Origin of the sequence: Streptomyces sp. CA-179760 (genome assembly GCF_050937045.1) — a bacterium.
Taxonomy (GTDB): domain Bacteria; phylum Actinomycetota; class Actinomycetes; order Streptomycetales; family Streptomycetaceae; genus Streptomyces.
In genome coordinates, this window is record NZ_JBNJLZ010000001.1 from 768,724 (window position 1) to 794,147 (window position 25,424).

The 25,424-nt window shown below is 69.7% G+C and carries 28 protein-coding genes and 3 pseudogenes; 14 read left to right on the forward strand and 17 right to left on the reverse strand.

Annotated features, from left to right (window positions below):
- Positions 1 to 130: 130 nt before the first annotated feature.
- From ACQEV8_RS03215 to ACQEV8_RS03225, 3 genes are all read right to left on the reverse strand, one after another.
- A complete protein-coding gene (locus ACQEV8_RS03215) occupies positions 131 to 940 on the reverse strand; it encodes a DUF317 domain-containing protein (RefSeq protein WP_432957165.1) in 810 nt (269 codons plus the stop codon).
- A gap of 15 nt (positions 941 to 955) precedes the next feature.
- The gene (locus ACQEV8_RS03220; protein ID WP_432957167.1) at positions 956 to 1,246 is read right to left on the reverse strand and encodes a hypothetical protein; all 291 of its coding nucleotides are present in this window, start codon (positions 1,244 to 1,246) and stop codon (positions 956 to 958) included.
- 103 nt (positions 1,247 to 1,349) lie between these two features.
- Complete coding sequence (locus ACQEV8_RS03225) at positions 1,350 to 1,703, reverse strand: DUF317 domain-containing protein (protein ID WP_432957169.1); 354 nt, start codon at positions 1,701 to 1,703, stop codon at positions 1,350 to 1,352.
- Positions 1,704 to 1,827: 124 nt separating this feature from the next.
- Here ACQEV8_RS03225 and ACQEV8_RS03230 point away from each other — a divergent pair, with 124 nt between their 5' ends.
- The 5 genes from ACQEV8_RS03230 (at position 1,828) to ACQEV8_RS03250 (ending at position 7,241) form a co-directional block, all read left to right on the forward strand.
- Positions 1,828 to 2,469 (forward strand): hypothetical protein, encoded by a 642-nt coding sequence (locus ACQEV8_RS03230; protein ID WP_432957171.1) that lies wholly within the window; start codon positions 1,828 to 1,830, stop codon positions 2,467 to 2,469.
- A complete protein-coding gene (locus ACQEV8_RS03235; protein WP_432957173.1) occupies positions 2,459 to 3,013 on the forward strand; it encodes a hypothetical protein in 555 nt (184 codons plus the stop codon). The genes ACQEV8_RS03230 and ACQEV8_RS03235 overlap by 11 nt, the downstream gene beginning before the upstream one ends.
- A 479-nt stretch (positions 3,014 to 3,492) precedes the next feature.
- A complete protein-coding gene (locus ACQEV8_RS03240) occupies positions 3,493 to 4,122 on the forward strand; it encodes a DUF6152 family protein (protein WP_432957174.1) in 630 nt (209 codons plus the stop codon).
- Between the two features lie 3 nt (positions 4,123 to 4,125).
- Positions 4,126 to 4,608 (forward strand): DUF6644 family protein, encoded by a 483-nt coding sequence (locus tag ACQEV8_RS03245; RefSeq protein ID WP_432957176.1) that lies wholly within the window; start codon positions 4,126 to 4,128, stop codon positions 4,606 to 4,608.
- A 215-nt stretch (positions 4,609 to 4,823) separates the two neighbouring features.
- On the forward strand, positions 4,824 to 7,241 hold the full coding sequence (locus ACQEV8_RS03250; protein WP_432957178.1) for a beta-glucosidase family protein: 2,418 nt from the start codon (positions 4,824 to 4,826) through the stop codon (positions 7,239 to 7,241).
- A 122-nt stretch (positions 7,242 to 7,363) separates the two neighbouring features.
- Here the strand turns inward: ACQEV8_RS03250 and ACQEV8_RS03255 are convergent, their stop codons facing one another.
- Entirely contained in the window at positions 7,364 to 8,149 is a 786-nt protein-coding gene (locus ACQEV8_RS03255; RefSeq protein WP_432957180.1) for a carboxymuconolactone decarboxylase family protein, read from the reverse strand.
- Positions 8,146 to 8,727, reverse strand: a complete 582-nt coding sequence (locus tag ACQEV8_RS03260; RefSeq protein ID WP_432957182.1) for a (R)-mandelonitrile lyase — start codon at positions 8,725 to 8,727, stop codon at positions 8,146 to 8,148. The genes ACQEV8_RS03255 and ACQEV8_RS03260 overlap by 4 nt, the downstream gene beginning before the upstream one ends.
- Before the next feature lie 379 nt (positions 8,728 to 9,106).
- Here ACQEV8_RS03260 and ACQEV8_RS03265 point away from each other — a divergent pair, with 379 nt between their 5' ends.
- The 5 genes and pseudogenes from ACQEV8_RS03265 (at position 9,107) to ACQEV8_RS03285 (ending at position 14,113) form a co-directional block, all read left to right on the forward strand.
- Positions 9,107 to 9,724, forward strand: a complete 618-nt coding sequence (locus ACQEV8_RS03265) for a (2Fe-2S)-binding protein (protein ID WP_432957183.1) — start codon at positions 9,107 to 9,109, stop codon at positions 9,722 to 9,724.
- Between the two features lie 14 nt (positions 9,725 to 9,738).
- A pseudogene (locus tag ACQEV8_RS03270) lies at positions 9,739 to 10,718 on the forward strand (FAD binding domain-containing protein).
- Positions 10,715 to 12,910: a xanthine dehydrogenase family protein molybdopterin-binding subunit gene (locus ACQEV8_RS03275; RefSeq protein ID WP_432957185.1), complete on the forward strand. Its 2,196-nt coding sequence runs from the start codon at positions 10,715 to 10,717 to the stop codon at positions 12,908 to 12,910. The pseudogene ACQEV8_RS03270 and the gene ACQEV8_RS03275 overlap by 4 nt, the downstream one beginning before the upstream one ends.
- Before the next feature lie 136 nt (positions 12,911 to 13,046).
- Positions 13,047 to 13,960: pseudogene (locus tag ACQEV8_RS03280) on the forward strand (XdhC family protein); the annotation flags it as partial.
- A 9-nt stretch (positions 13,961 to 13,969) separates the two neighbouring features.
- The gene (locus ACQEV8_RS03285) at positions 13,970 to 14,113 is read left to right on the forward strand and encodes a hypothetical protein (protein WP_432973412.1); all 144 of its coding nucleotides are present in this window, start codon (positions 13,970 to 13,972) and stop codon (positions 14,111 to 14,113) included.
- A gap of 23 nt (positions 14,114 to 14,136) precedes the next feature.
- Here the strand turns inward: ACQEV8_RS03285 and ACQEV8_RS03290 are convergent, their stop codons facing one another.
- The 9 genes from ACQEV8_RS03290 to ACQEV8_RS03330 all read right to left on the reverse strand — a co-directional run bounded on the left by ACQEV8_RS03290 (position 14,137) and on the right by ACQEV8_RS03330 (position 20,942).
- Positions 14,137 to 14,514 (reverse strand): DUF2255 family protein, encoded by a 378-nt coding sequence (locus tag ACQEV8_RS03290; protein WP_432957186.1) that lies wholly within the window; start codon positions 14,512 to 14,514, stop codon positions 14,137 to 14,139.
- 112 nt (positions 14,515 to 14,626) lie between these two features.
- Entirely contained in the window at positions 14,627 to 15,484 is an 858-nt protein-coding gene (locus ACQEV8_RS03295; protein WP_432957187.1) for a helix-turn-helix domain-containing protein, read from the reverse strand.
- Between the two features lie 325 nt (positions 15,485 to 15,809).
- Positions 15,810 to 16,076, reverse strand: a complete 267-nt coding sequence (locus tag ACQEV8_RS03300) for a hypothetical protein (protein WP_432957189.1) — start codon at positions 16,074 to 16,076, stop codon at positions 15,810 to 15,812.
- Between the two features lie 327 nt (positions 16,077 to 16,403).
- Entirely contained in the window at positions 16,404 to 17,420 is a 1,017-nt protein-coding gene (locus ACQEV8_RS03305; protein WP_432957190.1) for a zinc-dependent alcohol dehydrogenase family protein, read from the reverse strand.
- A gap of 44 nt (positions 17,421 to 17,464) precedes the next feature.
- Entirely contained in the window at positions 17,465 to 17,905 is a 441-nt protein-coding gene (locus ACQEV8_RS03310) for a (R)-mandelonitrile lyase (RefSeq protein ID WP_432957191.1), read from the reverse strand.
- 70 nt (positions 17,906 to 17,975) lie between these two features.
- Positions 17,976 to 18,200, reverse strand: coding sequence for a carboxymuconolactone decarboxylase family protein (locus ACQEV8_RS03315; protein ID WP_432957192.1), 225 nt, complete (start codon positions 18,198 to 18,200; stop codon positions 17,976 to 17,978).
- Between the two features lie 85 nt (positions 18,201 to 18,285).
- Positions 18,286 to 19,053: a glucose 1-dehydrogenase gene (locus ACQEV8_RS03320; RefSeq protein ID WP_432972389.1), complete on the reverse strand. Its 768-nt coding sequence runs from the start codon at positions 19,051 to 19,053 to the stop codon at positions 18,286 to 18,288.
- Positions 19,054 to 19,123: 70 nt separating this feature from the next.
- On the reverse strand, positions 19,124 to 20,521 hold the full coding sequence (locus tag ACQEV8_RS03325; RefSeq protein WP_432957194.1) for an MFS transporter: 1,398 nt from the start codon (positions 20,519 to 20,521) through the stop codon (positions 19,124 to 19,126).
- A gap of 145 nt (positions 20,522 to 20,666) precedes the next feature.
- Positions 20,667 to 20,942 (reverse strand): hypothetical protein, encoded by a 276-nt coding sequence (locus tag ACQEV8_RS03330; protein WP_432957196.1) that lies wholly within the window; start codon positions 20,940 to 20,942, stop codon positions 20,667 to 20,669.
- On the opposite strand from ACQEV8_RS03330, the gene ACQEV8_RS03335 reads away from it, so the two are divergent.
- Positions 20,829 to 21,563 (forward strand): helix-turn-helix transcriptional regulator, encoded by a 735-nt coding sequence (locus tag ACQEV8_RS03335; RefSeq protein WP_432972392.1) that lies wholly within the window; start codon positions 20,829 to 20,831, stop codon positions 21,561 to 21,563. The genes ACQEV8_RS03330 and ACQEV8_RS03335 overlap by 114 nt on opposite strands.
- Before the next feature lie 275 nt (positions 21,564 to 21,838).
- Here ACQEV8_RS03335 and ACQEV8_RS03340 read toward each other — a convergent pair.
- A protein-coding gene (locus ACQEV8_RS03340; protein WP_432972395.1) for an IS5 family transposase occupies positions 21,839 to 22,602 on the reverse strand; the annotation gives its coding sequence in 2 pieces (ribosomal slippage) (positions 21,839 to 22,324 and positions 22,327 to 22,602; 762 coding nt in all).
- A 119-nt stretch (positions 22,603 to 22,721) separates the two neighbouring features.
- On the opposite strand from ACQEV8_RS03340, the gene ACQEV8_RS03345 reads away from it, so the two are divergent.
- The gene (locus ACQEV8_RS03345; RefSeq protein ID WP_432957198.1) at positions 22,722 to 23,126 is read left to right on the forward strand and encodes a hypothetical protein; all 405 of its coding nucleotides are present in this window, start codon (positions 22,722 to 22,724) and stop codon (positions 23,124 to 23,126) included.
- A 237-nt stretch (positions 23,127 to 23,363) separates the two neighbouring features.
- The gene (locus tag ACQEV8_RS03350) at positions 23,364 to 24,131 is read left to right on the forward strand and encodes a glucose 1-dehydrogenase (RefSeq protein ID WP_432957200.1); all 768 of its coding nucleotides are present in this window, start codon (positions 23,364 to 23,366) and stop codon (positions 24,129 to 24,131) included.
- Between the two features lie 96 nt (positions 24,132 to 24,227).
- Here the strand turns inward: ACQEV8_RS03350 and ACQEV8_RS03355 are convergent, their stop codons facing one another.
- Positions 24,228 to 24,506, reverse strand: coding sequence for an alcohol dehydrogenase catalytic domain-containing protein (locus tag ACQEV8_RS03355; protein WP_432957202.1), 279 nt, complete (start codon positions 24,504 to 24,506; stop codon positions 24,228 to 24,230).
- A 237-nt stretch (positions 24,507 to 24,743) separates the two neighbouring features.
- Here ACQEV8_RS03355 and ACQEV8_RS03360 point away from each other — a divergent pair.
- Positions 24,744 to 25,084 (forward strand): annotated as a pseudogene (locus ACQEV8_RS03360) (metallophosphoesterase); the annotation flags it as partial.
- Between the two features lie 34 nt (positions 25,085 to 25,118).
- On the opposite strand, the gene ACQEV8_RS03365 reads toward ACQEV8_RS03360, so the two are convergent.
- Positions 25,119 to 25,391: a hypothetical protein gene (locus tag ACQEV8_RS03365; RefSeq protein WP_432957204.1), complete on the reverse strand. Its 273-nt coding sequence runs from the start codon at positions 25,389 to 25,391 to the stop codon at positions 25,119 to 25,121.
- Positions 25,392 to 25,424: the final 33 nt, after the last annotated feature.

The following is a 25,424-nucleotide window of genomic DNA, read 5'->3' on the forward strand; positions in this document are numbered from 1 at the left end:
CGTGCCCCTTACGAGGAAGCAGGTTCATCCCGACCGGTGAACCAGCAGTCCAGAACGGACCGAGCCGGCCGCCCCGAAGGCGGGGTGGCCGGCTTCACACAGGTCGGGCAGCCATAGCGGCCCAGCTTCTTCAGTCGGCTGGGGCGCGCAGGAGGCGCTCTCGGGTGGCCTCGGGCAGCACCGGTGCGGTCGTGCTGAGGGAGGCGGCGAAGGCGGCGACGAGGTCGTGTGGAACGCTGCCCCCGAAGCTGGCCGCCCACAGGCAGCGTGCGCCGAGCGCGGGCTCGGCCCATGCTTGCCATCCGGCCGTTCCCGTCTCGTCGGCCTCGGTGGTCAGGGCGCGTGGGTCGGCGTCCTGGATGAGGGGCGGTACCTCGCCGAGGCTGATGTGCGAGGTGAACGTCGGGTCCGTCGCTGCCGCCTGGGGCTGGTCGATGTCACGGATCCATCCGTGGGCGGCGACAGCGTCGAGGACCAGCTCGGGTCCGGCTAGCGGCATGGCAGGCTGATCGCGGGCGTCGAGCGCGACGAGAAGGTCGGCCACGGCCTCGCCGGGGACATCGGGGGTGAAGTAGGCCGACCACTGAGCGAACGGGCTGCTCGTGTCCGCGCGGGCCGAGATCTGCCAGGCGATCGGCAAGTCGCCCAGGTGGAACGGCTCGTCCGCCAGAACCCACTGGGCCCACCGAAGCGTGTCGGGGCTGATGTGCAGGACGGTGCTGCGCAAGACTTGGCGGTCCTCCGGCACCTCGTCCGGCTCGTGCCGTCCGCGGACGATCGTCAGGCTCGTCCAGCCCAGACCGGCGAGCCTGTCGGCGACGACGTCGTAGAGGCACCCATCATCACCGGCAAGATGCCGGGGACCGACCCAGAACGCGGGCTGACCGCCACGCGGGGTGAACGGGTCGGTCGGAACATCGGGGTACAGGGGCGCCTCCAAGGGCTCGATGCGTATCTAGTTGCCGCCGGCACGGCGACGGGGACGGCGCGGGGGCGCCTGGACAGGGCCCTGCCACGTCAGGGCGATGGCGACCTCTGGCGGCAGGTGGCCGAGCTGTGCGTCCTCGTCCCGCCCTTCGGCGAGATAGACGACGGTCCGGCCGGTCGCGTCCACCAACTGCACGACCTGCGCCAAGCGGTGGGCCATCGGGAAGAACGGATTCATGGCCTGGCGGACCGGAGCACTCCGGTCGCAGGCGGACAGCAGGTCGATGAGATCGCCGACGGACATCTCCGGGGACGTCACGAACAGCCTCCTGGGGGCGGGGAAACAAGGAGCGATGAGAACGGGCCGGCGGTCGATACAGCCGGCCGCTCACAGGAGGGGCATTACCTGTCGGTGGCCGCTGTCAGAGGCGGCGTGAGGTCTCCAGCACGCGCGCTACGGCGGCGGCGACGATGTCGGCCGGCGTCTCGGTATCGAATGACATCTGGTAGCCACGGACCTTGGCGGTGCCGGTGACGGCGATCTTCCATCCCTCGCCGTCAGTGCCGGGGCGGCCGAGCGGGAACCAGCCGAGGTAAAACCGGCCGTCCTTGGAGCCGACGTGCACGTCCCCGCGATCATCGACGACCACGTGGAAGTCCTCGGTGCAGAACTGGTCCAGGACCAGAGTCGGCTGGCCAGGGCCGAGCTGCCACTCCCGCAGGCGCAAGGCTTCGACGGTGGTGGAGAAACCGGGGCCCAAAGGGGCGACGGTCACAGGCAATCACCTCTCTGACCTGGTGTTTCTTGCAAGGTCGTCTACGTTGACATGCCCTTGCACTCGTTGGCCAGTCTTTCCGCGACCTTTCGTGTCTGCCCCCGGCGTACTTGTCCCCGTCACCTTGCTCAAGGTCGGCGTGGGCCTCACGGACAAGGGCCTGTTCAGCGAAGGCGAAGCCGCCGGAGACACGGCGCTGGCACAGACCGGCCGGCGCACCACCCGCCTCGACATGCCTCCGTTCACCATCGACACCGAGCAGGGCCGCCGCCGCTGGCGCCAACTCCTGCTCGCCCTCGAACAGCGCATCGTCCTGGCCGACGCCCATCCCGGCATGCTCGCCGACGAACTGTCCGACTACCTCTTCGCCCGCAGCACCGGGCACATCGGTGCACTCATGACCTTCATCAACCGCGGCTGCCAGCGCGCCGTCCGCAGCGGGGCCGAACGCCTCACCCGCGATCTCCTGGACCAGGTCCGCATCGATGCGGCCGCCGAGCAGGCCCGTGCCGAGCTCGAGCACGCCTCCAAGCAGGCAAGGCCACCAGCCGACCGACCCGTGTACGAGCCTCCCGGTGAGCACCGGACCTCGGATCCTGCCGATCCGGTACGCGCCCATCGCGGGCAAGGCGCTCGATTCATGGCTGGAGTTCCTCGCCGCACGCCTGCATTGCCACTTCGTCGACGTGCTGCACTCCCTGGGGCTGCCCATGCGGGATGTGGCCCTGGCCAGCCCCATGCTGCCCCGTTGGGCGGTGTTCGATGACCTTCTCGCGGCACCGGAGCAGACGGTGCACTGGCCTCTGTACGGGACGGCCGGCGCATCGTTGCTCGTAGTACTGCGCGATGCGCGCTGTCTGGGCGGCCTGATCCTCAACCACGCCGCCTTCAGCGACCTGACCGGCATCGACGAACCCGTCCAATGGGCCCCGCGCCTCGACCCTGCCACCCTTCACTCACTGACGTTGCCGGGCCCCGACCCGGACAGCGTCACCGCGGCGCAACTCCGCCAGGCCGTGCCTCTCGGCGACTTCTCCATCGCCCAGGTCGCCCGGAGGCTCAACACCACCAAAGCGCACGTCATCTACTTGCTGTCCCGGCACCCGGTCGACTGGAGCCCGCCCCGGTTCCGGCGCACCCAGCACACCGCCTCACGCATCGGGCAATGGCGCACCTGGTACGAACACGACCACCTGTCCCTTCAGGACATCGCCGACCGCGAGGGAACGAGCCTAGCCACCGTGGGCCTCGCCTTCCTCAAGAACAACGTCCCGATCCGCCCACCCGGGACCTTCCGACGCCGGCCGTGAACAGACGCCAGCGCACGACAACCCCTACCTGGCCAGCCCCGCCCATCTGTCCCAAGGCCGTCGTGCCGAGGCGTGCCGGTCACCCAGAGGTCACAAGCGCGGAATCGACGAGAGGCCGGGCGGCACAACTCGGCGCCTATCTCTGGCCACGGTGCGTCCTACTCTGCTGGCGAGCGCTATTCGGCTCCGCTCGGCAGAGGCCCACACGGGCCGGCTCAGGCACCGGACGCTCGGAGGGGGAGAGGATCCTTCCCTCCCGGTGCCGGCGCTTTTCAGCCGAGACTCACTACGCGTGCCTGAGGCGTCCTGACTGCGCCACGGGAAGTGCACGCCCGGGCGTCGCGCCGGGACACATACCCGGTCCGCTGCGCAGTAAGTGATCAAGAACCTTTGAGAGTTGGTGGCTGCGCGTGGGTGCACGACGGATTCTGACCCGGGTAGGGCTGGTGGCAGCAGCGTGCGGGACGGCCCTGTCAGTCGTGGCGGTGCAGCAAGCCTCTGCGCACCACGGGTGGGCCGAGTTCGACACCACTCGGGCCTACTACCTGTCGGGTGAGCTGACAAACGTGCGGTGGGGCAGCCCGCATGTCGAGGTGACCATGCGGGTCGAGAAGACGGCTGTTCCCGAGGGCTGGGCGGGTCGTGATCTCCCCGCGGACGTGGAGGAGATGGGCACCCGCGACACCATGAAGGCGACGCGACCCTACGACGGTGGCCTCAAGGAGCTGAACCTGGTGCTGGCGCCGCCGGAGACGCTTCGCGACTGGGGGCTGGACCGTCGCCTGGAGACCGGGGAGAGCATCGAGGCGGTCGGGTTCCTCAACCGCGAACACGATGACGAGTTGCGCCCGGAGTTGATCTATCTGGAGGACGGGCAGGCCGTACGGCAGCGGCTGTTGTCGCTGCCGGACAAGCCTGTGCCGCCGGGCCAGTCCGCCGATTCCTCCGCTGACTCCGATGGTCGTGATGAGGCTTCTTCCAGCGCGGCCGAGCAAGGGGACGATTCGGTTTCGTCCAATGCGTTGGTGTGGACGGTGACCGGTGCCGTCGTGATGCTGCTGGTCGCCGGTGGCGCCGTGTACATCAAGCGCCGCAGCTCGGGAGCGTAGGCCGTGTCGGAGTTCTTCGGCTGGCTCGAGCAGTTGGGGCTGGCCGAGGCGGTGCGCACCACTCCGTATCTGTATGCGGTGCTGGAGTGCATCCACGTGCTCGGGCTGGCGGTGATGGTGGGGCCGGCTGTGGCGTTCGATCTGCGGCTACTGGGCCTGGGGCGGCGTGTGCTGCCGGTGACGGTGGCCGCCCGTCATCTACTGCCGCTGGCCCAGGTCGGTTTCGTCGTGGCTGCCGTGAGCGGTGTCTTGATGTTCGTCTCCGGTGCGGTGTCGATCGCGGGCAGTGGTGCCGCGCCATTCAAGCTGGCGCTGCTCCTGGTCGCGGGCATCAACATTGCCGTCTTCCACCGGGGCACCTACCGCGGTGTGCGGGGGTGGGACAGGGACGTTCTTCCTCCGGGCCGTGCGCGTGCTGCGGCCGTGGTCTCCCTGGTGTCTTGGACCGGGGTGACCGTCTGCGGGCGGCTGCTCGCCTACACCTGACCTGGCCGGCTGTCGGACGCAGCCGGCCGCTGTGCGCACGGCTGTCGAGCCGCCCGCACAGCCAACAGACCCAGCCCCCAGACGTCGCCGGGCGCGCCGTGCCCGGGACTGTGTGCTGCCGTGGCTCTGCCGAGGGGTTCCTCGAAGGCTGCGGCAGCGGCTTGTTTCCCATCTGATTCCGAGTAACGGCCGCACTGCTGCGGCCGGGAGCCGCCATGAAATCGAAAAGAGTGCTGGCAGGTGCCGCGACCGCTCTCGCGGTGCTGGGCGGATATGCGCTGTGGCCGGCGAGTGCGGCGTCTTCGGACGTGCGCAGTCGCATCGACGAGCCGGTGCACGACCTGGTGCGGGCCATGACCCTGGACGAGAAGATCTCGTTCGTGCACGGGTCGAACGACCCCGAGAGCCGCGGCCAGGCCGGCTTCATCCCCGGGGTGAAGCGGCTCGGCGTCCCGCCCCTGCGGCTGACGGACGGGCCCGCAGGGATCCACCTGAAGGAGAAGGCCACGGCCATGCCCGCCCCCGTGGCGCTGGCGTCCAGCTTCAATGACCGCCTGGCCCGCGACTTCGGCAAGGTGATCGGGCGGGACGGCAGGGCGCTGGGCCAGGACGTGCTGCTGTCGCCGATGACCAACATCATCCGCGTGCCGTACGGCGGCCGGAACTTCGAGACGTTCGCCGAGGATCCGCTCATCTCCTCGCGCATGGTCTCGCAGGAGATCTCCGGGATCCAGGGCGAAGGGCTGATGGCCACGGTCAAGCACTTCGCGGCCAACAACCAGGAACGCGACCGGCAGACGCTGGATGCGCGGGTGGGCGAGCAGATGCTGCGCGAGGTGGAGATGCCGCCCTTCAAGGCCGCCCTCGCCTCGGGCGCGAGCGCGTTCATGTGCGCCTACAACAAGGTCAACAGCGTCCACGCCTGCGAGAACGACGAACTCCTCAACCACGTGCTGCGCGAACAGTGGGGCTTTGAGGGGTGGGTGATGTCGGACTGGAGCGCCACCCACTCCACCAAGTCCCTGACCAAGGGTCTGGATCAGGAGATGCCGCTGGGCAACTACCTGGACGCGCCCTTGAAGAAGGCCATCACGGACGGCAGCATCCCGCAGCACGACCTCGATGCGTCCGTCACCCGCATCCTCACGCAGATGAACCACTACGGCCTGCTGGCCTGTGCCACTCCCGACGGGCCGCAAGCGGGATGCACGCTGCCCGAGCGGCCGAAGCCGGCCGGGAACATGGGCGACCGGATCGCTCAACGGGTCGCCGAGCAGGGTGCGGTGCTGTTGAAGAACGAGCACGACACGCTGCCGCTGAACGCCCGCTCGGGCAGCCTCGCCGTGATCGGTCAGCCGGCCCAGAAGCCGGTGATCGGCGGAGGGGGCAGCTCCGAGGTCAACCCGAACACCGTCACCGCCCCGCTCGACGAGATCCGCAAGCGGGCCACCGGGGCCGTCGCCTACCAGCCGGGCCTCGACCTGACCGGCACCCGGATTCCCGAAGGCGCCCTCGATCCGGCGTTCCCCGCCGACGGCATCGACCTCGGCTACGGCGAGGAGAAGACCTTCACCTCCAAGCTGACCGTCAAGACGGGCGGCCTGTACACGTTCAACGTCAGTGCCCCGCAGTCGGTGTCGCTGCTCACCATCGACGGAACCGACGTCCTGCGCGGCTCCCGCAACAAGGCCGCGCGCGGCGCCCTGCAGCTCAAGCCCGGCACCCACGAGGTCAAGCTGCAGCTGCGCGCCATCCGTTCGACCGACCATGTGCAGATGTCGTGGGTTACGCCGGAAGCCGTCGCAGCCGACCGCGCCAAGGCGGTCGAGGCGGCCCGCAAGGCGAAGACGGCAGTCGTGTTCGCCTTCGACGAGGGCACCGAGGGCTTCGACCGCACGAGCCTGTCTCTGCCCTTCGAGCAGGACAAGCTGATCGACGCGGTCACCCGCGCCAACCCCAACACCGTTGTCGTGCTCAACACCGGCTCGGCCGTCACCATGCCATGGCTGAACCGTGTGAAGGCCGTGCTGAACATGTACTACCCCGGCGGCATGGGAGGGCGGGCCACCGCACGGCTGCTGTACGGGCAGGTCAGTCCCAGCGGGCGGCTCACCCAGACCTTCCCGACCCTCCGAAGAGCACACCCGGTCGCGGGCGACTCTTCCGCCTACCCCGGGCGCGACGGTGTGGTCAGCTACCGCGAGGGGGTCGATGTCGGCTATCGCTGGTACGACAAGACCGGCACACGGCCGCTGTTCCCCTTCGGGTACGGCCTGTCCTACACGTCGTTCGCCTATAGCCACCTGACCGTGCAGCCCGCCAGGAAGGGGCTGGACGTGACGCTGCGCGTCAGCAACACCGGCGAGCGCATCGGATCGGACACGCCGCAGGTCTATCTCGGCCCTGACTCCTCGTGGCCGGGCCAGCAGCCGTCCAAGGCGCTGGCGGGCTACACCAAGGTGACGCTCAAGCCGGGCCAGCAGCGCACGGTCCGCATCCATGTCGACCAGGACAGCCTGCGGCACTGGAATGCCAGCACGCACCAGTGGGACACCAGCCGCGGTGCCCGCACCGTATGGGCCGGCTCCTCGGCCACGCAGCTGCCCCTGCACTCCCGCGTCGACCTGCGCTGACCGGTAGGCGCGTGGGTGCAACGCACTGGGCCCCGGGTGGTGGGGAAGGTTTCCGCCTTCGCCACCACCCGGGGCCGTATCGGCTCTGCGCGCTCTGCTCGAGCGCTGCGCCGCCGTCCGGGTCAGCGGGACTTCAGGACGTCTCGGATCGCCGGCATGGCCGTGAACACCTTCGGCCAGCCGGTGAAGTAGGCGGCATGGTGCAGCATCGCGTCGACCTGGTCGTCTGTGAGCCCGGCGTCCATCGCCTTGTTGAGGTGTACGGCGATCTGGCCGCTCTGGCCAGTCGCGATGAGGGCGACGACGGTGACCAGGCTGCGATCGCGCGGTTTGAGGTCCGGGCGCAGCCACAGGTCGTCGAAGAGCACGTCGTCGGTGTCGTCCACGACGCCCTGGGACACGCTGCCGTACTGCTCCTGGACGCGCTTTTCACGGGCCTGTTCGGCCTCTTGGTCCTGCGGAAGCAGTTTCGGGTCACGCTCGGGCAGTTGGTCGGCCTTGATCCTGTGCACGGCGAACACCTTGGAGATCGCCGGCATGGCAGCCTTGGCGTTCTGCCAGCCGGAGTAGAGGGCAAGCTGGGTGACCGTCTCCGAAATCTCCGCGGCGGTCAGCCCGTCGTCCAGGGCGCGGTCCGTGTAGCGGCCGAGCTCCGAGGTCTGGCCGCTGGAGATGAGCACCGCGAGGGTGATCAGCCCGCGGTCGCGGCGCGAGAGGCTGTCGTCGTTCCAGAGGTTCTGCACGCGCTCTTCGTCGTACTTGGCCAGCGCCGGCGAGACGGACTCGATCTGCTGCGCGCGCGAGGGTGGAGCGGCATCCGAGCCTGGCTGGGCCTGAGCGGTGTAGCCCACCAGCAGGGTGCCCGCGGCGAGCGTTCCTACGAGCGCGAGTGTCCTGGACTTGGTCACGCCCGGCCCCCTTGCTTCCGGCCCAGGTACTGGTCGTCGTTGACGTGCTCCATCCAGTCCGCGGTGGCCCCGTCCACGGCGTAGGTGACGGCGAGATGGGCCATCGCGCTGCCGACGGTCGCGCCGTGCCAGTGCTTGACGCCCGGCGCGAACCAGACGACATCCCCCTCGCGGACGGTGATGCGCTTCTTGCCCCACTCCTGCACCCAGCCGGTGCCCTCGGTGACGATCAGTCGCTGGCCGGCGGGGTGGGTGTGCCAGGCGGTCCGGGCGCCTGGCTCGAACCGTACGTCGGAGATGCGCTCGGCGTTGTCGTCGCCGCGGTACTGCGGCTGGATCGACACCGTGCCGGTGAAGTTGTCCGCGGCCCCCTCCGTGATCTCGCGGTCCGCGTCCCGTGACACGACGATCCCCGGACTTGAGGCCGCACCCACGGGATCGGCCGTCACGGATCGCGTGGCGGCGCCGCGCGACGTCGGCTCGGAGTCGGATTCCGTGGAACAACCGGTGAGCAGCATGGCGGAGCCCGCGGCACTGGCGAGCACCGCCGCCCCGGTTCGCCGGAACGTCTTGACCATCGATGCGTCCATTCTCTGCTGGGTTTCGGGGAGCCGGGCGGCGTGCTCGCACGGTCGTCCCGGCCGGGGCCGGAGTCGACAACAAGCCGCCGCCTGTGGCGTGCCTGGCGGGCCGCAAGCCGCAGCTGCCAGACGGTGCCTGACACGCTGTCAGCGTCCTCGGGGGCCCGTAAGGGAGAGGTTCTCCCAGGGAGAAACTCTCCCTGTCTGCCTCTGGCGCGTTCGGGCAGAGTCGCCCACGGCAGCAGACATGCTGCACGAGGCTGCGCCGACGCGCGGCAGCCCGCCTTGATGCCCGACGCGCCGTCGCGTCCACGCCTGTCACCTTGCTTCGTGCCCCGCGCCCGGGCACCCCGACGTCTTGTCCATGGGAGATTCCATGAGCTCCGAGCCCGCCACCCCACCCGACACCGTCCGGCGCCGCCCGACACGGCGCACGGTGCTGGCCACCAGCGCGGCCGTCGGCGGCGCACTGACCGTGGCTGGCCTCCCCCAGCTGAGTGCCGGCACGGCGCAGGCCGGCGAGCAGGCCCCCACCACGGAGGTGGCGGTGACCGTCAACGGCACGCAGCACACGCTCACGGTGGACAACCGGACGTCTCTTCTGGATCTGCTGCGCGAGCACCTGCAGTTGACCGGCACCAAGAAGGGGTGCGACGCGGGAGCGTGCGGCGCGTGCACCGTCCTGGTCGACGGTCGGCGCGTCAACGGCTGTCTCACGCTGGCCGTCCGCGTCGATGGACGCGAGGTCACGACCATCGAGGGGGTCGCCGATGGCGAGCGGCTGCATCCGCTGCAGCAAGCGTTCATCGACCAGGACGCCTTCCAGTGCGGCTACTGCACTCCAGGACAGATCATGTCCGGTCTGGGGTGTCTGAGGGAGGGCCGGGCCACGTCCGCCGACGACATCCGCGAGGCGATGAGCGGCAACATCTGCCGCTGCGGCTGCTACCCGAAGATCGTCCGCGCGGTCGAGCAGGCCGCCCGCCACTCCTGAACGAGGACCACTGCATGTATCCCTTCACCTACCGCTCCGCGAGCAGCTTCCCGAGGCCGTGGCCGCCGCGGCCAAGGGCGCCCGGTACATCGCCGGCGGCACCACCCTGGTCGACCTGATGCGCGAAACCGTGGAACGTCCCGACGCCGTCGTCGACATCAGCACACTGCCCCTGAAGCAGATCCATGCCGCCGACGCCGGCGTCCTGCGCATCGGGTCCCTGGTCACCATGACCGAGGCGGCCGCGCACCGGGCAGTGCGCGGCCGCTATCCGGTGATCAGTCAGGCGCTTCAGGCCAGCGCCTCCGCACAGCTGCGCAACATGGCCACGATCGGCGGGAACCTGCTGCAGCGCACCCGCTGCTCCTATTTCCGGGACGTCAGTGCCGGCTGCAACAAGCGCCGTCCCGGATCGGGCTGTGCCGCCCGCAGCGGCGCCAACCGCATGCACGCCATCTTGGGGACGTCCGCATCCTGTGTGGCGACGCACCCCTCCGACCTGGCGGTCGCCCTCGTCGCGCTCGACGCCGCGGTCCAGCTGCGCGGGCCGGCCGGGGAACGCCGCCTGCCGCTGGCCGGGTTGATGCTCAAGCCCGGCAGCACGCCGCACCTCGAGCATGCGCTTAAGCCGGGAGAGCTCATCACGCGGGTGGACGTGCCCGAGCACCCCGAGGGGCTGGCGTCCGGCTATCTCAAGGTCCGCGACCGGCAGAGCTACGAGTTCGCCCTGACCTCGGCGGCCGTCGCCCTGCACACCACCGGCGGGCGGATCACCACCGCCCGCGTCACCGCGGGCGGTGTGGGCACCGTGCCCTGGCGACTCGAGGCCGTCGAGAACGCCCTGATCGGGCAGCGCCCCCACCCCAAGCTGTGGTCCCAGGCCGCCCAGCACGCCACCCGCGGCGCCCGCCCGCTCGAGCACAACCGCTTCAAACTGCCGCTGCTCACCCGCACCGTGGAGCGGCAGCTGACCGAGATCGGAGATTCGCTGTGAGCCAGCCGTCCGCCGCCGTCGGCGCCCGCGTCTCCCGCGTGGAGGGCCGCGCGAAAGTCACCGGCACCGCCACCTACAGCGCCGAACACGACGTCGACGGCGTGGTGCACGCGGTCATCGTCGACGCGACCGTGGGCCGAGGCCGCATCACCGGCATCGACACCGATGCGGCGCTCGCCCTGGACGGAGTGCTGACCGTCATCAGCCATCTCAACGCGCCCCGCCTGCCCTACCGGGACAACGAGAGCAGCAACAACCCGTCCGGCGGCCGCCGCCTGCGCGCCTTCCAGGACGACACCGTCCATTTCCACGGACAGCCCGTGGCCGTCGCCGTGGCCACCACCCTGGAGCAGGCCCAGCACGCCGCCCGCCTGGCGCGGGTCTCCTACGACGACCGGTCCACCGAAACCGACCTGGAGCGGGCCAAGCCGGCCAAGGCCACGACGTATGAGCGGGGCAACGCCGCCGACGCGCTCGCCGACGCGCCGGTGCGGATCGAGGCCACCTACCAGCTGGCCCGCAATCACCACCATCCGATGGAGCCGCACGCCACGATCGCGTCCTGGAAGGGCGACGAGCTGACCGTGCGGGACAAGACGCAGTGGGTGGTGGGCGCCCAGACCGAGCTCGCCGCCGTCTTCGGCCTCGAACTCGACCAGGTCCACGTCATCTCCCCGTTCGTCGGGGGCGGCTTCGGCAGTGCACTGCGCGCCTGGCCGCACGTGGTGATCGCCGCTGTGGCCGCCCGCGCCGTGAAGCGGCCGGTCAAGGTCGTCCTCACCCGCAAGCAGATGGCCTTCGACACCGGCTACCGGCCCGCCTACCGCTACCGGCTGCAGCTGGGCGCCACCCGCCGCGGCCGCCTGCTCGCCGCCGACCACAGCGTCCTGGCCGAGACCTCCCGCTACGAGGACTTCACCGAAGCCGTACTCAGCAGCGGCCAGATGCTCTACACCACCCCGCACGTGCGCCAGAGCTACCGCAAGGTGCCGCTCGACGTGAGCACCCCGCTCTACATGCGCGGCCCCGGCTACGCCACCGCTGCGTTCGCCCTCGAATCCGGCGTCGACGACCTCGCCCACGAGCTCGGCATCGACCCCCTCGAACTGCGACGCCGCAACGAACCCGACGCCGACCAGTCCAATGACCTGCCGTTCTCCACCCGGCGGCTCGCCGACTGCTACACCACCGGCGCAAAGGAGTTCGGCTGGCAGCGGCGCAGCACGAAGCCGGGCTCGCGCCGCGAGGGCAACTGGCTGATCGGCATGGGCATGGCCGCCGGCGCCTACGACACGCTGCGCAACAAGGCCCAGGCCCACATCCGGCTCGACGCCGACGGCACCGCCCGCGTCGAGGCCGCAGCCAGCGACATGGGGCCGGGCACCTACACCTCCCTGTCCCAGGTCGCCGCCGACGCCCTCGGACTGCCGCTCAAGCGCATCACCACCCGCATCGGCGACTCCACCATGCCGCCCACCCCACCGCACGGCGGCTCCCAGACCATGGCCAGCGTCGGATCCGCCGTCCAGGCCGGCTGCGACACCGTCCGCCGCACCGCCATCGACCTCGCCGTGGGCGACCCCGACTCCCCGCTCCATAACGCCGCCCCGAAGCAGGTCGTCGTACGCTCCGGGCGCCTGCACCTGACCGACAGGCCCGCCCGCGGCGAGACCTACCAGCAGCTGATGGAACGCAACCGGCGCACCCACCTGGAGACCACGGGCACCTTCGCCCCGCCCACCGGCGCCAAACGGCACTCCATGTACGCCTACGCCGCCACCTTCGCCGAAGTCGCCGTCGACGCCCGCCTCGGCCTGGTGCGGGTGCGGCGCCTGCTCGGCGTGTACGACGCCGGCCGCATCATCAGCCCCACCCTCGCCGACAGCCAGGCCATCGGCGGCATGATCGGCGGCATCGGCACCGCCCTGCTCGAACACTCCGTCACCGACCACCGCGACGGCCGCATCACCAACGCCAACCTCGCCGACTACCTCGTCCCCGTCAACGCCGACATCGGCGACCTGCAAGCGATCTTCCTCGACGGCAGCGACACCGTCGCCGACCCCATCGGCGTCAAGGGCCTGGGAGAAGTCGTGCACGTCGGGGTCGCCCCCGCCATCGCCAATGCCGTCTTCAACGCCACCGGACGCCGCATCCGGCAACTGCCCATCACCCTCGACGCACTCCTGTAACCCCTGACCGCCTCCCGCCGCCTTGGCCGCGCCCCGAAGCCGGGGCGGCGGAAGGCCCCACGCACGAGATGAGCCCGACGTGCTGAACATCGCCGCCGCCCTCGCCCACTGGTGCCGTAAGCGCCGCCCCTTCGCCGTGGCCACCGTCACCACCACCACCGGCAGCACCCCGCTGCCCGTGGGAACCTCCATGGCCGTCGACGCCGACGGCCAGGTGGCGGGCAGCATCTCCGGCGGCTGCGTGGACGCCGCCGTCCATGACCTGTGCCGGCGCCCGCTGGCCGAGAACGGCACACCCGAGCACGCCCGCTTCGACTCCTCCGACGACGACGCCTGGGCCGCGGGACTGATGTGCGGCGGCAGCATCACCGTGTACGTGCAGCGCATCCACCCGGACGACCAGGAACATCTGGCCATCGCCCTGGCCTCCGCAGTCGACGAACAGCCCGTCACTCTCGTGCAGATCATCGAAGCCGCCGACCCGCATATGGCGGGCCGGGTTCTGCCGCTGCTCGAGCCCGGAACTCCCCTCCCCTGCCCGCCCGTTCCTGTTCCTGCCCGCCTGGCAGCGCCCGCCGCAGCCGCCCAGCGGGGCGGTGTCAGCACCCTTGTGCGCAGCCCGGCCAGGCCCGGCTGCGCGTCCGTCAGTGCCCTGGTGCACACCCGCCGCCCCGCACCGGACATGCTGATCTTCGGAGCAGTGGAATTCGCCGACGCCCTCAGCCAGGGCGGCCGCTTCCTGGGCTACCGCGTCACCGAGTGCGATGTCCGCCCCGTCTTCGCCACGAAAGACCGCTTCCCGCACGCCCACCGCGTGGTCACCGACTGGCCGCACCGCTTCCTCGCCGCCACGGCCACCGACGAACGCACGGCCGTCTGCGTGCTGACGCACGACACCAAGTTCGACATCCGCTGCTGCGCGACGTCCTGCAGCGGGATGTCGGATACATCGGGGCCATGGGTTCACGCCGTACCCATGAACGCCGCCCGGAACTGCTGCGCGCCGAAGGCGTCAGCTCCGACGCCCTGAAGCGGCTGAACTCGCCGATCGGTCTGGACGTGGGAGCTGCGACCCCGCAGGAGACGGCCATCTCGATCACAGCCGAGATCCTTGCCCGCACCCGCGGTCGTCCGGGCACACCGCTCGCGGACACCAGCGGTCCGATCCACCCGCGCGCCCTGTCCGCCGCGCCCACGTCCTGACCGGGGCTCCCTGCGGCGTGGCGCTACTGCGGGATGAGCTTCAAGGTGGCCGCCCGCGCGGCATCGGCGACCATCGGGTCCACGTAACGGGCCCCGTAGCGGCCGTACTTGCTGCGGTAGGCAGCGTCGATCTCATCATTGCGTGCCGCATCCGGCTCGTCGACGAACGCCACGTCCCTGCTCACCCCACCCGAGGAGATGTGCCCCTGGTGCTGTTCTTGTGTGGCGCTGAACCAGACCCCTCGCCGGCCCCGGTGGGCCCGGACGTACAGGTCGTCGCCGATCCGGACGACCCAGATCGGCGTCGGGCGCCGGTGCGAGCCGTCTGCGTGCAGCGGCGCGATCTCCAGTTCCTCGGCGTCGCCGATGCGCGACAGCTCCTGGGGGCTCCAGCCAGTCACCTTCGTATTCCTCCCGGGGTCTCGGAGCGCACAAGGGCCCCGTATGTTCAGTGAAGCGGTGCCGTGGACGCTGCGCGTCGGGCTGCGCCCCCTGGGCGGCAGGCCGGCGCGGTCAGACGGCGACGGCAGTCCATGCGGCCTCGGCCGGCAGCTGTGAGAGCTCCTGCAGCCGGCGGTCGGCGCCGCTGCCCGGCGGGGCGGTCCAGGTGACCAGCCGCTGGTCGGGATCTACCGTGCTGGCCAGGGTGCTGCTCTCCAGTTGCAGGGTTCCCACCACCGGGTGCTCGATGGTGGTGCCGCGGACCTCTATCGCCACCTGGTACGACGACCACCATGCCCGGAACGCCGCATCACGCTCGGCGAGTTCACCGACCAGGGCCTGCAGGCGTGCACTGCCGACGTTCGCCGACGCTTCCATGCGCAGCTGGGCCACCGCCTGTTGCGCCACGTCCTCCCAGTCGGCGTGGACCTCCCGCATCCGCGGGTCGAGGAAGATCAGCCGCACCCAGTTGCGTTCGCGCTGCGGAATCCTCGCGAAGTCGGTGACCAGGAGCGCCGCGAGCTGATTCCAGGCCAGTACGTCCATGTAGCGCCCGAGCACGAGTGCCGGGATGGTGGTCAGGCCGTCCAGCAGCTGCTGCAGCTGGGGCTGCACGCTCTGCGCCCGGGCCCGCCTCTCCTGGCGGCTGTGCTGGCCGAGCAGGCCGAAGACGTAGTGGCGCTGGGCGTCGTCCAGTCGCAGCGCGGACGCCACGGCGGCAAGGACACTGGGGGTGACGGCGATGCGTGCCTGCTCGATGCGGGTGTAGTAGTCCGTGCTGATGGCGGCCAGCTCCGCGACTTCTTCGCGCCGCAGTCCCGGCACGCGGCGCGGCTCGTCCCAGACCGTGAGGCCCACCGCTTCGGGGCGCAACTCGTTGCGCCGGGCCCTGAGGAAGGCGCCGAGTTCCCTGCCGCGTCCCCTCAGCATCACAGGCCGCCCTTGGTACGCCGTGTACGCCGGGGTACGCGTTGCCCGGTTGTGCTGCCGGAGAGTGCCATCTGTCCAGTGCCTTTCGTTCACAGGGCGAGCGGCCTCTGCACGCTCTCGCCTCCGAGTCGTGCCGCGCGCTCACGGTGTGCTCACAGCTATGCAACAGGGAGCGGCGAACGCTGGGGAGAGCCTGTCGGGCGGGGTACTGGCAGGACCTCCCCCGTCGCGACGACTTCTCATAAGCTGGCATTTTTGCCATCGGCTGAAGGTTCTTTGACTTGTTCATGGTCACCGTCGGGGAGGCGTCGGACACGCTGCGGATCTACCGGGCCGCAGCCGGGTCGGCGTCCTTGTCCTTGGTGAGGACGTGGTCGAAGGAGACCACGGTGAACTCGTTGTAGTTGTCCGGGGAGAAGCGGATCTCCTCGTCCCAGTCGTGCAGCAGGACCGTCCGCTTCCCGGTGATCTCCCACGTCCCGTGGTAGATGTTCCGGGTGCCGTGCTGGTCCTCGTGCCATTCGTGGTCGCGGGTGAAACGGATCTGCTGATGGAGTTCGGTGTCCCGGTGGTTGTTCCACACGCCGCCCACGTCCCGTTCGGTGATGGGCCTGTCGATTCCTCTGCCCGCCTCCCCGGTGGCGGGAGCGGATGCCGTCCTCGAAGGAGAGGACCTGCCGCTGGGGACCGCGTCTGCGTCGGTTGAGGTATGGGACCTGCAGGACACCAAGGTTGCGATCAACGGCGCCACGGCCGCCAGGGTGGCGGAGCGCGATGCGACGCGCGTCGTCTTCATCTGTTCGCTCCTTGTATCGGGGCTTGATTGGCCGCCGGGTGGTGAGGGGTGGCGCGGACGGGCTTGTGGGGTGGCACTGGCCGGGGCCCGGCTCCACCCCACAAGCGCCGCGGTGAGGTCGGGTCAAGGACGCAGCAGGACCTTGATGGCGCGGCGCTCATCCATGGCCTGGTAGCCCTCGGCGGCGCGGTCGAGGGGCAGGGCCAGGTCGAAGACGCGGCCGGGGTTGATGCGGCCGGTCATGACGCGGTCGATGAGGTTCGGCAGGAAGCGGCGTACGGGCGCCGGGCCGCCCTGGACGGCGACGTGGGGGTAGAACAGTGCGGCACCGTCGATCCGGACACCGTGGGGAACGCCGGCGATGCCGACACCGCCGCCGGGGCGGGTGGAGCTGAGGGCCTGCTGGGTGGACTGCTGCGTGCCGACGCATTCCAGGACGCGGTCGGCGCCGATGCCGCCGGTCAGGTCCTTGATCCGGGTCACTCCCTCGTCGCCGCGCTCGGCCACGATGTCGGTGGCCCCGAACGCGCGGGCGATCTGCTGGCGGGGTTCGTGGCGGGACATGGCGATGATGCGTTCGGCGCCGAGTTCGCGGGCGGCCAGGACGGCGCAGAGGCCGACGGCTCCGTCGCCGACGACGGCGACGGTGTCGCCCTTTTGCACGCCGGCGGCGACGGCGGCCCACCAGCCGGTGCCCATCACGTCGGAGCAGGCCAGCAGGTCGGGCACCTGTGCTTCGGTGGGCAGTTCGGAGGTGGCCACCAGGGTGCCGTCCGCCCACGGGATGCGGACGTACTCGGCCTGGCAGCCGCCGACGAACTCCCGGTTCAGGCAGTTGCTCGGGTAGCCGTTGACGCAGTTGGGGCACGTGCCGTCGCTGGCGAAGAAGGAACCGACGACGAACTGGCCCGCCCGGACGGTCGTGACCTGGTCGCCGACTTCTTCGACGATGCCGACGTACTCGTGCCCGATGGGCGCGGGGTCCTTGGCGGGGTTGATGCCGCGGTAGTCCCACAGATCGGAGCCGCACACGCAGGTGGCGAAGGTGCGGATCACGGCGTCGGTGGGCTTGAGGATCGTCGGGGCGTCGCGCTCTTCCACGCGGACGTCGCCGGGACGGTGGAGGACGGCTCCACGCATGGCGGTTCCCTTTGCTGACGTGGGGAGGAAGTGGGAGGGGCGGTTCACAGGTCGCGGGTGCGGGGGCCGGCGTATTCGGCGTCGGTGACGTGGTCGAGCCAGGTGACGTCGTCGCCTTCCCACAGCGCGATGTGGGTCATGAAGTGATCGGGGGCGGCGCCGTGCCAGTGCTCCTCGTCCGGCAGGGTCCAGATGACCTGGCCGGGGTGGGCCTCGAGGACCTTACCGCCGCGGGACCGGATCAGGGCGATGCCCTCGACGATGTAGAGGGTCTGGCCGATGCCGTGGGAGTGCCAGGCGGTGCGGGCGCCGGGGGCGAAGTGCACGGCGTTCGCCCGTGCCCGGGACGGTTTGGCGCCGCGGTAGATGGCATCGGCCCAGGCGTCACCGGTTGGCCTCCGGCAGCTTCCGGGAGGCGGGACGCTCGAGCAGTTCCATGAGATCGCTCCTTGCATGGGGCCGCGCCGCTGCACGGCCGGGGTCATCGTGTGTATCGGGGGGCGGTCAGCCCTGGAAAAGGTCCTTGGCGACGGCCATCGCGGACATGGCGCGGGGTCAGCCGGTGTAGAAGGCCAGGTGGGTGATGGCCTCGATCAGCTCGGCCTCGGTGGCGCCGTTGTCCTTGGCTCGGCCCAGGTAGTGGCGCAGCTGTTCGGTGCTGCCGCTGGTGACCAGGCTCGCCACAGTGATCAGCGAGCGGTCACGGAGACTGAGGCCGGGGCGTTTCCACACCTCGCCGAAGAGGGCGTCGTCGGTGAAGTGCACGAGCTGTGGGGCCAAGTCGCCGTACATGCGGGCGGCGCCGGAGGGCTGCTCGGGGCGGGACAGGGTGCTCTCTTGCGGTCGGCCCTGCCGGGGCAGGGCGTTACTGGATGGTGTAGCCGCCGTCGACGGCCAGGGCGTGGCCGATGACGAAGCTGGACTTGTCGCTGGCCAGCCACAGGACGGCCTCGGCGACTTCCTCGGGGCGGCCGAGGCGGCCGATGGGCTGCTGGGCCAGCAGGGCGTCCATGGCCTCGGGGTCGGTGGTGGTCATGCGCTCGACCATGGGGGTGGCGATGATGCCGGGGCACACGGCGTTGATGCGGACGCCGCGGGCGGCGTACTCCAGCGCGGCGCTCTTGGTCATGCCGAGGACCCCGTGCTTGGAGGCGTGGTAGGAGGCCAGGCCGGCGATGCCGATCAGGCCGCCGATGGAGGCGCAGTTGATGATCGCGCCGCTGCCCTGTGCGCGCATCTGCCGCAGTTCGTACTTCATGCAGTTCCACACGCCGCGCAGATTGATGGCCTGCACGCGGTCGAACTCGGCGCCGTCGGCGTCGGCGGTCTCCACGTTGGGGGTCTGGACGCCGGCGTTGTTGTAGGCGGCGTCCAGGCGGCCGAAGGTGTCGACGGTCTGCGTGACGAGGTCGGCGACCTCGCTCTCCACGGCCACGTCGCACACGACCGCCAGGGCCCGGTGGCCCTGTGCGGACAGGTCGTCAGCGGCTCGGCGGATGGCATCTTCGTTGGTGTCGGCCAGGACCACGGCGGCGCCCTCGGCAGCGAAGGCGCGGGCGGTAGCCAGGCCCATTCCTGCTCCGGCGCCGGTCACCAGCGCCACCTTGTCCGTGAACGTCTCACTCATCGAAATACTCCTTCGCCACAGGCTTCGTTGTTTGTGCGGTGATGGCAGATGGCGGTGCTCGGTCAGCGGCTGCTGCTCACGCGTCGGCGTGGCGGAGCGCCCCCACACGGGTCGTGGCCAGGGCTGCGACCAGGGCGATGGCGGCGACCAGGACCAGGCTGATGACCAAGCCGTGCTGGAAGCCGGCCGTACCGGAGATCAGGGCGCCGAAGACGGCGACGGCCAGGGCGCCGCCGATCTGGCGGCTGGTGTTGAACACGCCGCTGGCGGTGCCGGTCTGCTCGGCCGGAACGTGCTCCAGGAGCAGGGCGGTGGTCGGGGGCATGACCAGCGGTCCCGCCATGCCGATCGGGATCAGCAGCAGCGCGGTCACCCACACCGGCGCTGAGGCGGGCACCAGCGCCAGTGCGAGGGATCCGGCCGCCATCAGCACCAGGCCGGCGATGATGGGCACCTTCGGGCCGGTGCGTTCGGCGATCCGGGCGGAGAACGGCGTCAGGAAGGCGCTGAGCAGCATCATCGGCAGGAACGCGACGCCGGCGCCGAGCGCGGACAGGCCGTGCTGCTGCTGGAAGTCGAGGGAGAACACAAACGGCAGTCCGTAGAAGCCGACCATGAACGCGAAGCCGATGCCGGTCGCGACGACCACCGTCCGGGAGCGGAACAGGGTGAGCGGCACCATCGGGTGCGCCACCTTGGCCTGCGCGAAGACGAACGCGGCCAGTGCGAGGACCGCGACGGCGAGCGAGATCAGCACCTGGGGTGCGGTCAGGCCCGCCTCGCCCGCCTCGATCGCCCCGAAGGTCAGGCCGCCCATGGCGAGGATCGCGGTGATCTGCCCGATCCAGTCGAACGGGGCCGACCGGGTCGGCGAGTGCGGGGTCCGGGACAGCAGGGCAAGGGTGAGGAGGCCGACGGGCAGGTTGATCCAGAAGATCATCCGCCAGGAGGCCAGGCTCAGCACACCGCCGAGCACCGGGCCCGCGGCGGCGGCCACGGCCCCGCCCATCGCCCACACGCCCACCGCGCGCCCGCGGCGGGACGGGTCCGGGAACGCCTGGCGCACCAGCGCCATCGACGTCGGCATGGCCACCGCTGCGCCGATGCCCTGCACCACACGAGCGGCGATGAGCACAGGCAGCGTGGGGGCGATCCCGCACGCAAGGGAGGCGACGATGAACAGGCCAAGACCGGCACCGAATGCGCGGCGCGCCCCGATCCGGTCGGAGAGCGATCCGGCGGACAGCAGCAGCGCCGCGAACATCAGCGTGTAGGCGTCGACCACCCACTCCAGGCCGGTGATGCCGCCGCCCAGCGCGTCATGGATCGAGGGCAGGGCGACGTTCACGATCGTCGCGTCCAGGGTGATCATGAAGAAGCCGAGGACAGCAGCGGCCAGCGTCGCCGTGGCGTGCCGGTCCGATCCGGGCGAGCCCGCCTGCGACGACCTGCGCAGCGAAGCAGTGAGAGGCATGACGGTCAGAGGTCCTTCCGAGAAAAGAGGAAAGGTGCCGGCCCGACAGGGCCGGTCACTCATCCACAGAACCACTCGCCCCCTCTGACCTGGGAGTCCTTCTCTGGAGGGGTCCTGCCAGTACCCCTCCCGACCGTCCCGTGTCCTACGCTGAGGACGTGCCAGCCGACACCGTTCGCGAAGACATCCGCCACTTCCTCACCAGCCGCCGGGCCCGCCTCACCCCCAGCAGGCCGGCCTGCCCGACTTCGGCGGACGACGCCAGGTCAGCGGCCTGCGCCGCTCCGAGGTAGCCCAGCTCGCCGCGATCAGCGTCGAGTACTACACCCGCCTGGAGCGCGGCAACGTCGGCAGCGTCTCCGAGGAAATCCTCGACAGCCTCGCCCGGGCCCTCCAACTCGACGACGTCGAACGCGCCCACCTGGCCGCCCTCATCCGCGCCGCCAACGCCCCGCACCGCGCCCCCGACCGCGACGGCGGCGTCTCACACGTGCGCGACAGCCTCCAGCAGATCCTCGACGCCATGACCGGCGCCGCCGCGTTCGTCCGCAATGCCCACCTCGACGTCCTCGCCACCAACCAGCTCGCCCGCGCACTGTACGAAGAGGCACTCGACACCGAAGACCAGCCACCGAACCTGGCCCGCTTCGTCTTCCTCGACCCACGAGCCCGCCGCTTCTACCGCGACTGGGGCGGCATCGCCCACAACGCCGTTGGCAGCCTGCGCACCGAAGCCGCCCGCACACCGGGCAACACAGACCTCGCCGACCTCATCGACGAACTCGCCACCCACAGTACCGAGTTCGCCCTGCGCTGGGACGCCCACGAGGTCGAGTACTACCGCAGCGGACAACAACGCTTCCACCACCCCGCCATCGGCGACCTCGACCTCGACTACGACGCCCTCGAAATCCCCGCCGACCCCGGCCTGACCATCGTCACCTACACCCTCCCTGCCACATCTGCGGACGTTCTGGGGCGCTTGCAAGCACACGCCGCGGCAACTACCCCATCCCCTCCCGCCGCCGAACGGCCTGTCTGATCCCGCAGCCCCACGCTCACCGCCTGGGCGGCCAGTCCTCGAGAGGATGTGGCCCCATCCGTGAGACACAAGCCCTGCGGCCACGGTGAGACAGATCGAGTAACTGCAGGTCAAGGCAGACACCGATGCCACGAGACCCGAGATCCCACACCAACTTAGTCCGGTCGAAAGTTCCTGACCTGCGACGACTGCGTTGACTGTCAAGCCCGCATGTCCGAGTTCGGCAGGACAAGTCCCGTGAAGGGGGCGGCCTGTAAGAGCTCGTAACACGATCATTAGCGGGCCTTCTTGAGGCGTCGCCAGCAGATCAGACTGCAGGCGAGGGAGACGAAGGCATCGTGGAGTTCGGTGCGGCGTTCCCAGCGGACGGCGAGTCGTTTGAAGTGGTGGAGCAGGGCGAAGGTCTGCTCCACGACGTAACGGAGTTTGCCCATGCCCTTGATGTTCGGGGCGCCCTTGCGGGAGATGACAGGCAGGATCCGCCGATTGCGGAGCTCTTCGCGGTTCGGGTTGGAGTCGTAGCCCTTGTCTCCGAGCAGGGCTTCTGGACGCTTGCGAGGAGGGCCGGGGCGGCCGGCGACAGGTGGGATGCCGTCGACCAGGGCGAGGGTTTGGGTGACATCGTTGACGTTCGCCGCAGTCGTGATGACCTTGAGCGGAGTGCCACGTCCGTCGCAGATCAGATGGTGTTTGCTGCCCGTCTTGCGTCGGTCGACCGGCGACGGACCGGTGTCGGCACCCCCTTTTTCGCGCGGACATGGGAGCCGTCCACGCAGGCCCGCGACCAGTCGAGTTGGCCGGCCGCGTTCAGCTCCGCGAGCAGGATGCGGTGCAGCTGGTCGAAGACTCCTGCCTGCTGCCACCGCTCCAGGCGGCGCCAGCAGGTCTGTCCCGAGCCGAACCCCAGCTCCAGCGGCAGGAGTTGCCAGGCTATGTCGTTGTAGAGGACGTAGAGGATGCCCTGGAGACAGAGCCGATCCGCCACCGGCCGCGGGCCTGGTGACCGCTCCGGCCAGGGCGGCAACAACGGTTCGATCATCGCCCACAAGTCGTCATCCACGATCCACGGCCGAGTACTCACAGCATCACAAACGGCCGAACCAACAGACCGGTCACGCCCAACCAGCGCACCTCAACAAGATCGTGTTACGAGCTCCAATGGCCAAACCCGCAAGACTCATCTACCTCAGCAGCTCAATGCACCGAACCGGCTCCACCGACCTGCGCCGGTTGACCGACGGCACCGGTTCCTACGACGACACCAAACTGTGGGTCACCAGCCTCGCGCTAGCACTCGCGTCACGCTGGGAAGGGGTCTCGAGCCATGCGGTCGATCCCGGGTGGGTTCCCACTCGTATGGGCGGGTCCGCAGCGCCGGACGACCTGCCCGCCGGCTCACAGACACAAGCGTGGCTCGCCACCCATTCCGACGTGACCCCTGGAACCGGCGGTTACTGGTATCACCTGAAGACTCAGACACCGCCCCCTGCAGCGCGGGACGAAGGGTTCCAGGCCCACGTGCTTCAAGCCCTGGAGAGCCACACCGGCGTTTTACTCGACTGACGACGCCCCGACACTCAGATCGGGACAGGACGCCACCGCCGACCCATATAGGTACACAGGTTCGATTCTCTCTCTGGTTTCGACCGACTCGGCGCACGGCACCCGTAACAGGTCCGCAGCGGACCGCGCGCCCCGCGTGACAGAAGAACAGGCCCGGCTCACACCGACGACCACCCCGCAGATCACGTCGTTCCACGTTCCAAGCCCGGCAGCAACCGCTAAGGAAGGACTGAAGACATGAACGCGATCCCCGAGGGTTACAACGGCAAAGTGGCCTTCGTCACCGGCGCAGGCGGTGGCATCGGGCGCGCCACCGCCGTCGCCTTCGCCCGCGCCGGCGCGCAAGTGGCTTTGGTCGATCTCTCCGCAGACAGCCTCAATGAAACCGCCCGCGTCATCGACGCCGACGGAGGCCACGCACTAACCCTTACCTGCGACGTCACCAACGAACAGGACGTACAGGCAGCCGTGGACAAGACCGTCGAAGCCTTCGGCCGCCTCGACGCCGTCTTCAACAACGCCGGAATCGAACAACCCGTCAAGCCCACTACCGACATCTCCAAGGACGAATGGGACAGCGTCGTCGGCGTCAGCCTCACCGGCGCCTTCCTCTGCATGAAAGCCCAGATCCCCCACATGGTCCGACAGGGCGGCGGCGCCATCGTCAACGTCTCCTCCGGAGCCGGCGTCAAGGGCTTCCAGGGCCAAGCCGCCTACGCGGCCGCCAAGCACGGCGTCATCGGCCTGACCAAGTCCGCCGCGCTCGACTACGCCGCCGACAACGTCCGTATCAACGCCGTCTGTCCCGGCATCATCGACACCGAGATGATCCGCCGCTTCGGCGACACCCGCCCCGGAGGCCGCGAAGGACTCATCGCCGACGAGCCCATCGGCCGCCTCGGTAAGCCCGAGGAGATCGCCTCCGCCGTCCTGTGGCTGTGCTCCGACGGTGGCGCCTTCACCACCGGCACCGCCCTTGTCGTCGACGGCGGCCAAACCGTCTGAAGTTCCGGCAGGAACCAGCTGCTCGGACCCACTCTCCGTGATGACAGTTCAGGCATCCTCCTGCCCGACCACGAGCGGATACACCGCCTGCTCCAGTCACCACTCCACGGCGCGAACGCCGAGGACTCGCCGACAGACGTGACGGGTGACCTCGGAGCCGACCTCCCTGACGACCCCGGCGATCTCGTACCCGACGGTCAGCGGATACGGGACTTCCCCCCAGTCCCCGCGGACGGTGTGAATGTCGGAGTGGCAGATGCCCGCCCATGCGATGTCGATGAGCACGTCTTTCGGGCCGACCTGGCGCCGCTCGACCGTTCCGGGAACGAGCGGTCCTGTCGCGGAAGTGGCGACGTAGGCATGTGCGAGTGACATGGAGTTCCTTTCATGAAGAGGCCTGGTACGGGCGCCGGTTCGTTGCCGAGTTAGTCGTCGAAACGGACGCTCAGTACCCGGTCGTCGTCCGGGCCCGGCTCGCCGCGGCCGTCGGTGTTGTTGGTGAGCACCCACAACGAGCCGTCCGGTGCCGGGACGACGTCACGGAAGTACCGTCGTCTACGGCCCTCGTAGCATGCTCAGCGGACCGAGGGTCAAGCGGCTCACCGTCCCGCTGGTCAACCCCCCTCGCTCCGCGTACGGTTACCGGATCGCCGTCGTCAGCGACATGCACCTTGGCCCGGTGGCGCCTCCGTCCTCCTAGCCCACCAGCCCATCGTCATCGACGACGCCCCGCTGCGGGTGTGGACCTCCAGTTCTTCGGCCACACCCACGGCGGCCAACTCTGGCCTGTCAACTACATCACCGAACTCGCCAACCCGACCGTCGAGGGCCTCGAGCGCTACAGCGACACCCAGCTGTACGTCAGCCGCGGCGCCGGAGCCTGGGGCCCACCCGTCCGCGTGGCAGCCCCGTTCGACATCACCGTCATCGAACTCGCTTCGAAGCAGGCCTGAGGCCGGACGCGCTACGTCCGCGAGAGCATTCTCGCTAAAACACACGACGCCCCAGCCATTTGATAACAAGGCAGCCGAGACCGAAGGTACCGCCGAACGCGATCACGCCAGCCATAGCCGTTACCTTTAGCCCTGCACCGACGATGGCGAGCGCAAGCTCAGCCAACAGGGTCATGAACATTGACGTCAGAAGGACCACCCCGATGGCAAACCTTCCGATATCGTCACCTTCCGAGGCCCCCTGAGGGCCTTCACTCACCGGAGGCGTCTGGTCGGATCCATTTCCAGGTGGCGTCTGGTTTTCCACTCCGTAGACGCTCGCGGCCTGCCCGGCCTGATT

What these genes read in the sequence shown, in the direction of transcription:
- ACQEV8_RS03295 (WP_432957187.1), bottom strand. Translation starts at nt 15,484, where the DNA reads ATGCTGAGGGGACGCGGCAGGGAACTCGGCGCCTTCCTCAGGGCCCGG.
- ACQEV8_RS03325 (WP_432957194.1), bottom strand. Translation starts at nt 20,521, where the DNA reads ATGCCTCTCACTGCTTCGCTGCGCAGGTCGTCGCAGGCGGGCTCGCCC.
- ACQEV8_RS03305 (WP_432957190.1), bottom strand. Translation starts at nt 17,420, where the DNA reads ATGCGTGGAGCCGTCCTCCACCGTCCCGGCGACGTCCGCGTGGAAGAG.
- ACQEV8_RS03310 (WP_432957191.1), bottom strand. Translation starts at nt 17,905, where the DNA reads ATGACCCCGGCCGTGCAGCGGCGCGGCCCCATGCAAGGAGCGATCTCA.
- ACQEV8_RS03355 (WP_432957202.1), bottom strand. Translation starts at nt 24,506, where the DNA reads ATGTCACTCGCACATGCCTACGTCGCCACTTCCGCGACAGGACCGCTC.
- ACQEV8_RS03350 (WP_432957200.1), top strand. Translation starts at nt 23,364, where the DNA reads ATGAACGCGATCCCCGAGGGTTACAACGGCAAAGTGGCCTTCGTCACC.
- ACQEV8_RS03260 (WP_432957182.1), bottom strand. Translation starts at nt 8,727, where the DNA reads ATGGTCAAGACGTTCCGGCGAACCGGGGCGGCGGTGCTCGCCAGTGCC.
- ACQEV8_RS03345 (WP_432957198.1), top strand. Translation starts at nt 22,722, where the DNA reads ATGGCCAAACCCGCAAGACTCATCTACCTCAGCAGCTCAATGCACCGA.
- ACQEV8_RS03265 (WP_432957183.1), top strand. Translation starts at nt 9,107, where the DNA reads ATGAGCTCCGAGCCCGCCACCCCACCCGACACCGTCCGGCGCCGCCCG.
- ACQEV8_RS03250 (WP_432957178.1), top strand. Translation starts at nt 4,824, where the DNA reads ATGAAATCGAAAAGAGTGCTGGCAGGTGCCGCGACCGCTCTCGCGGTG.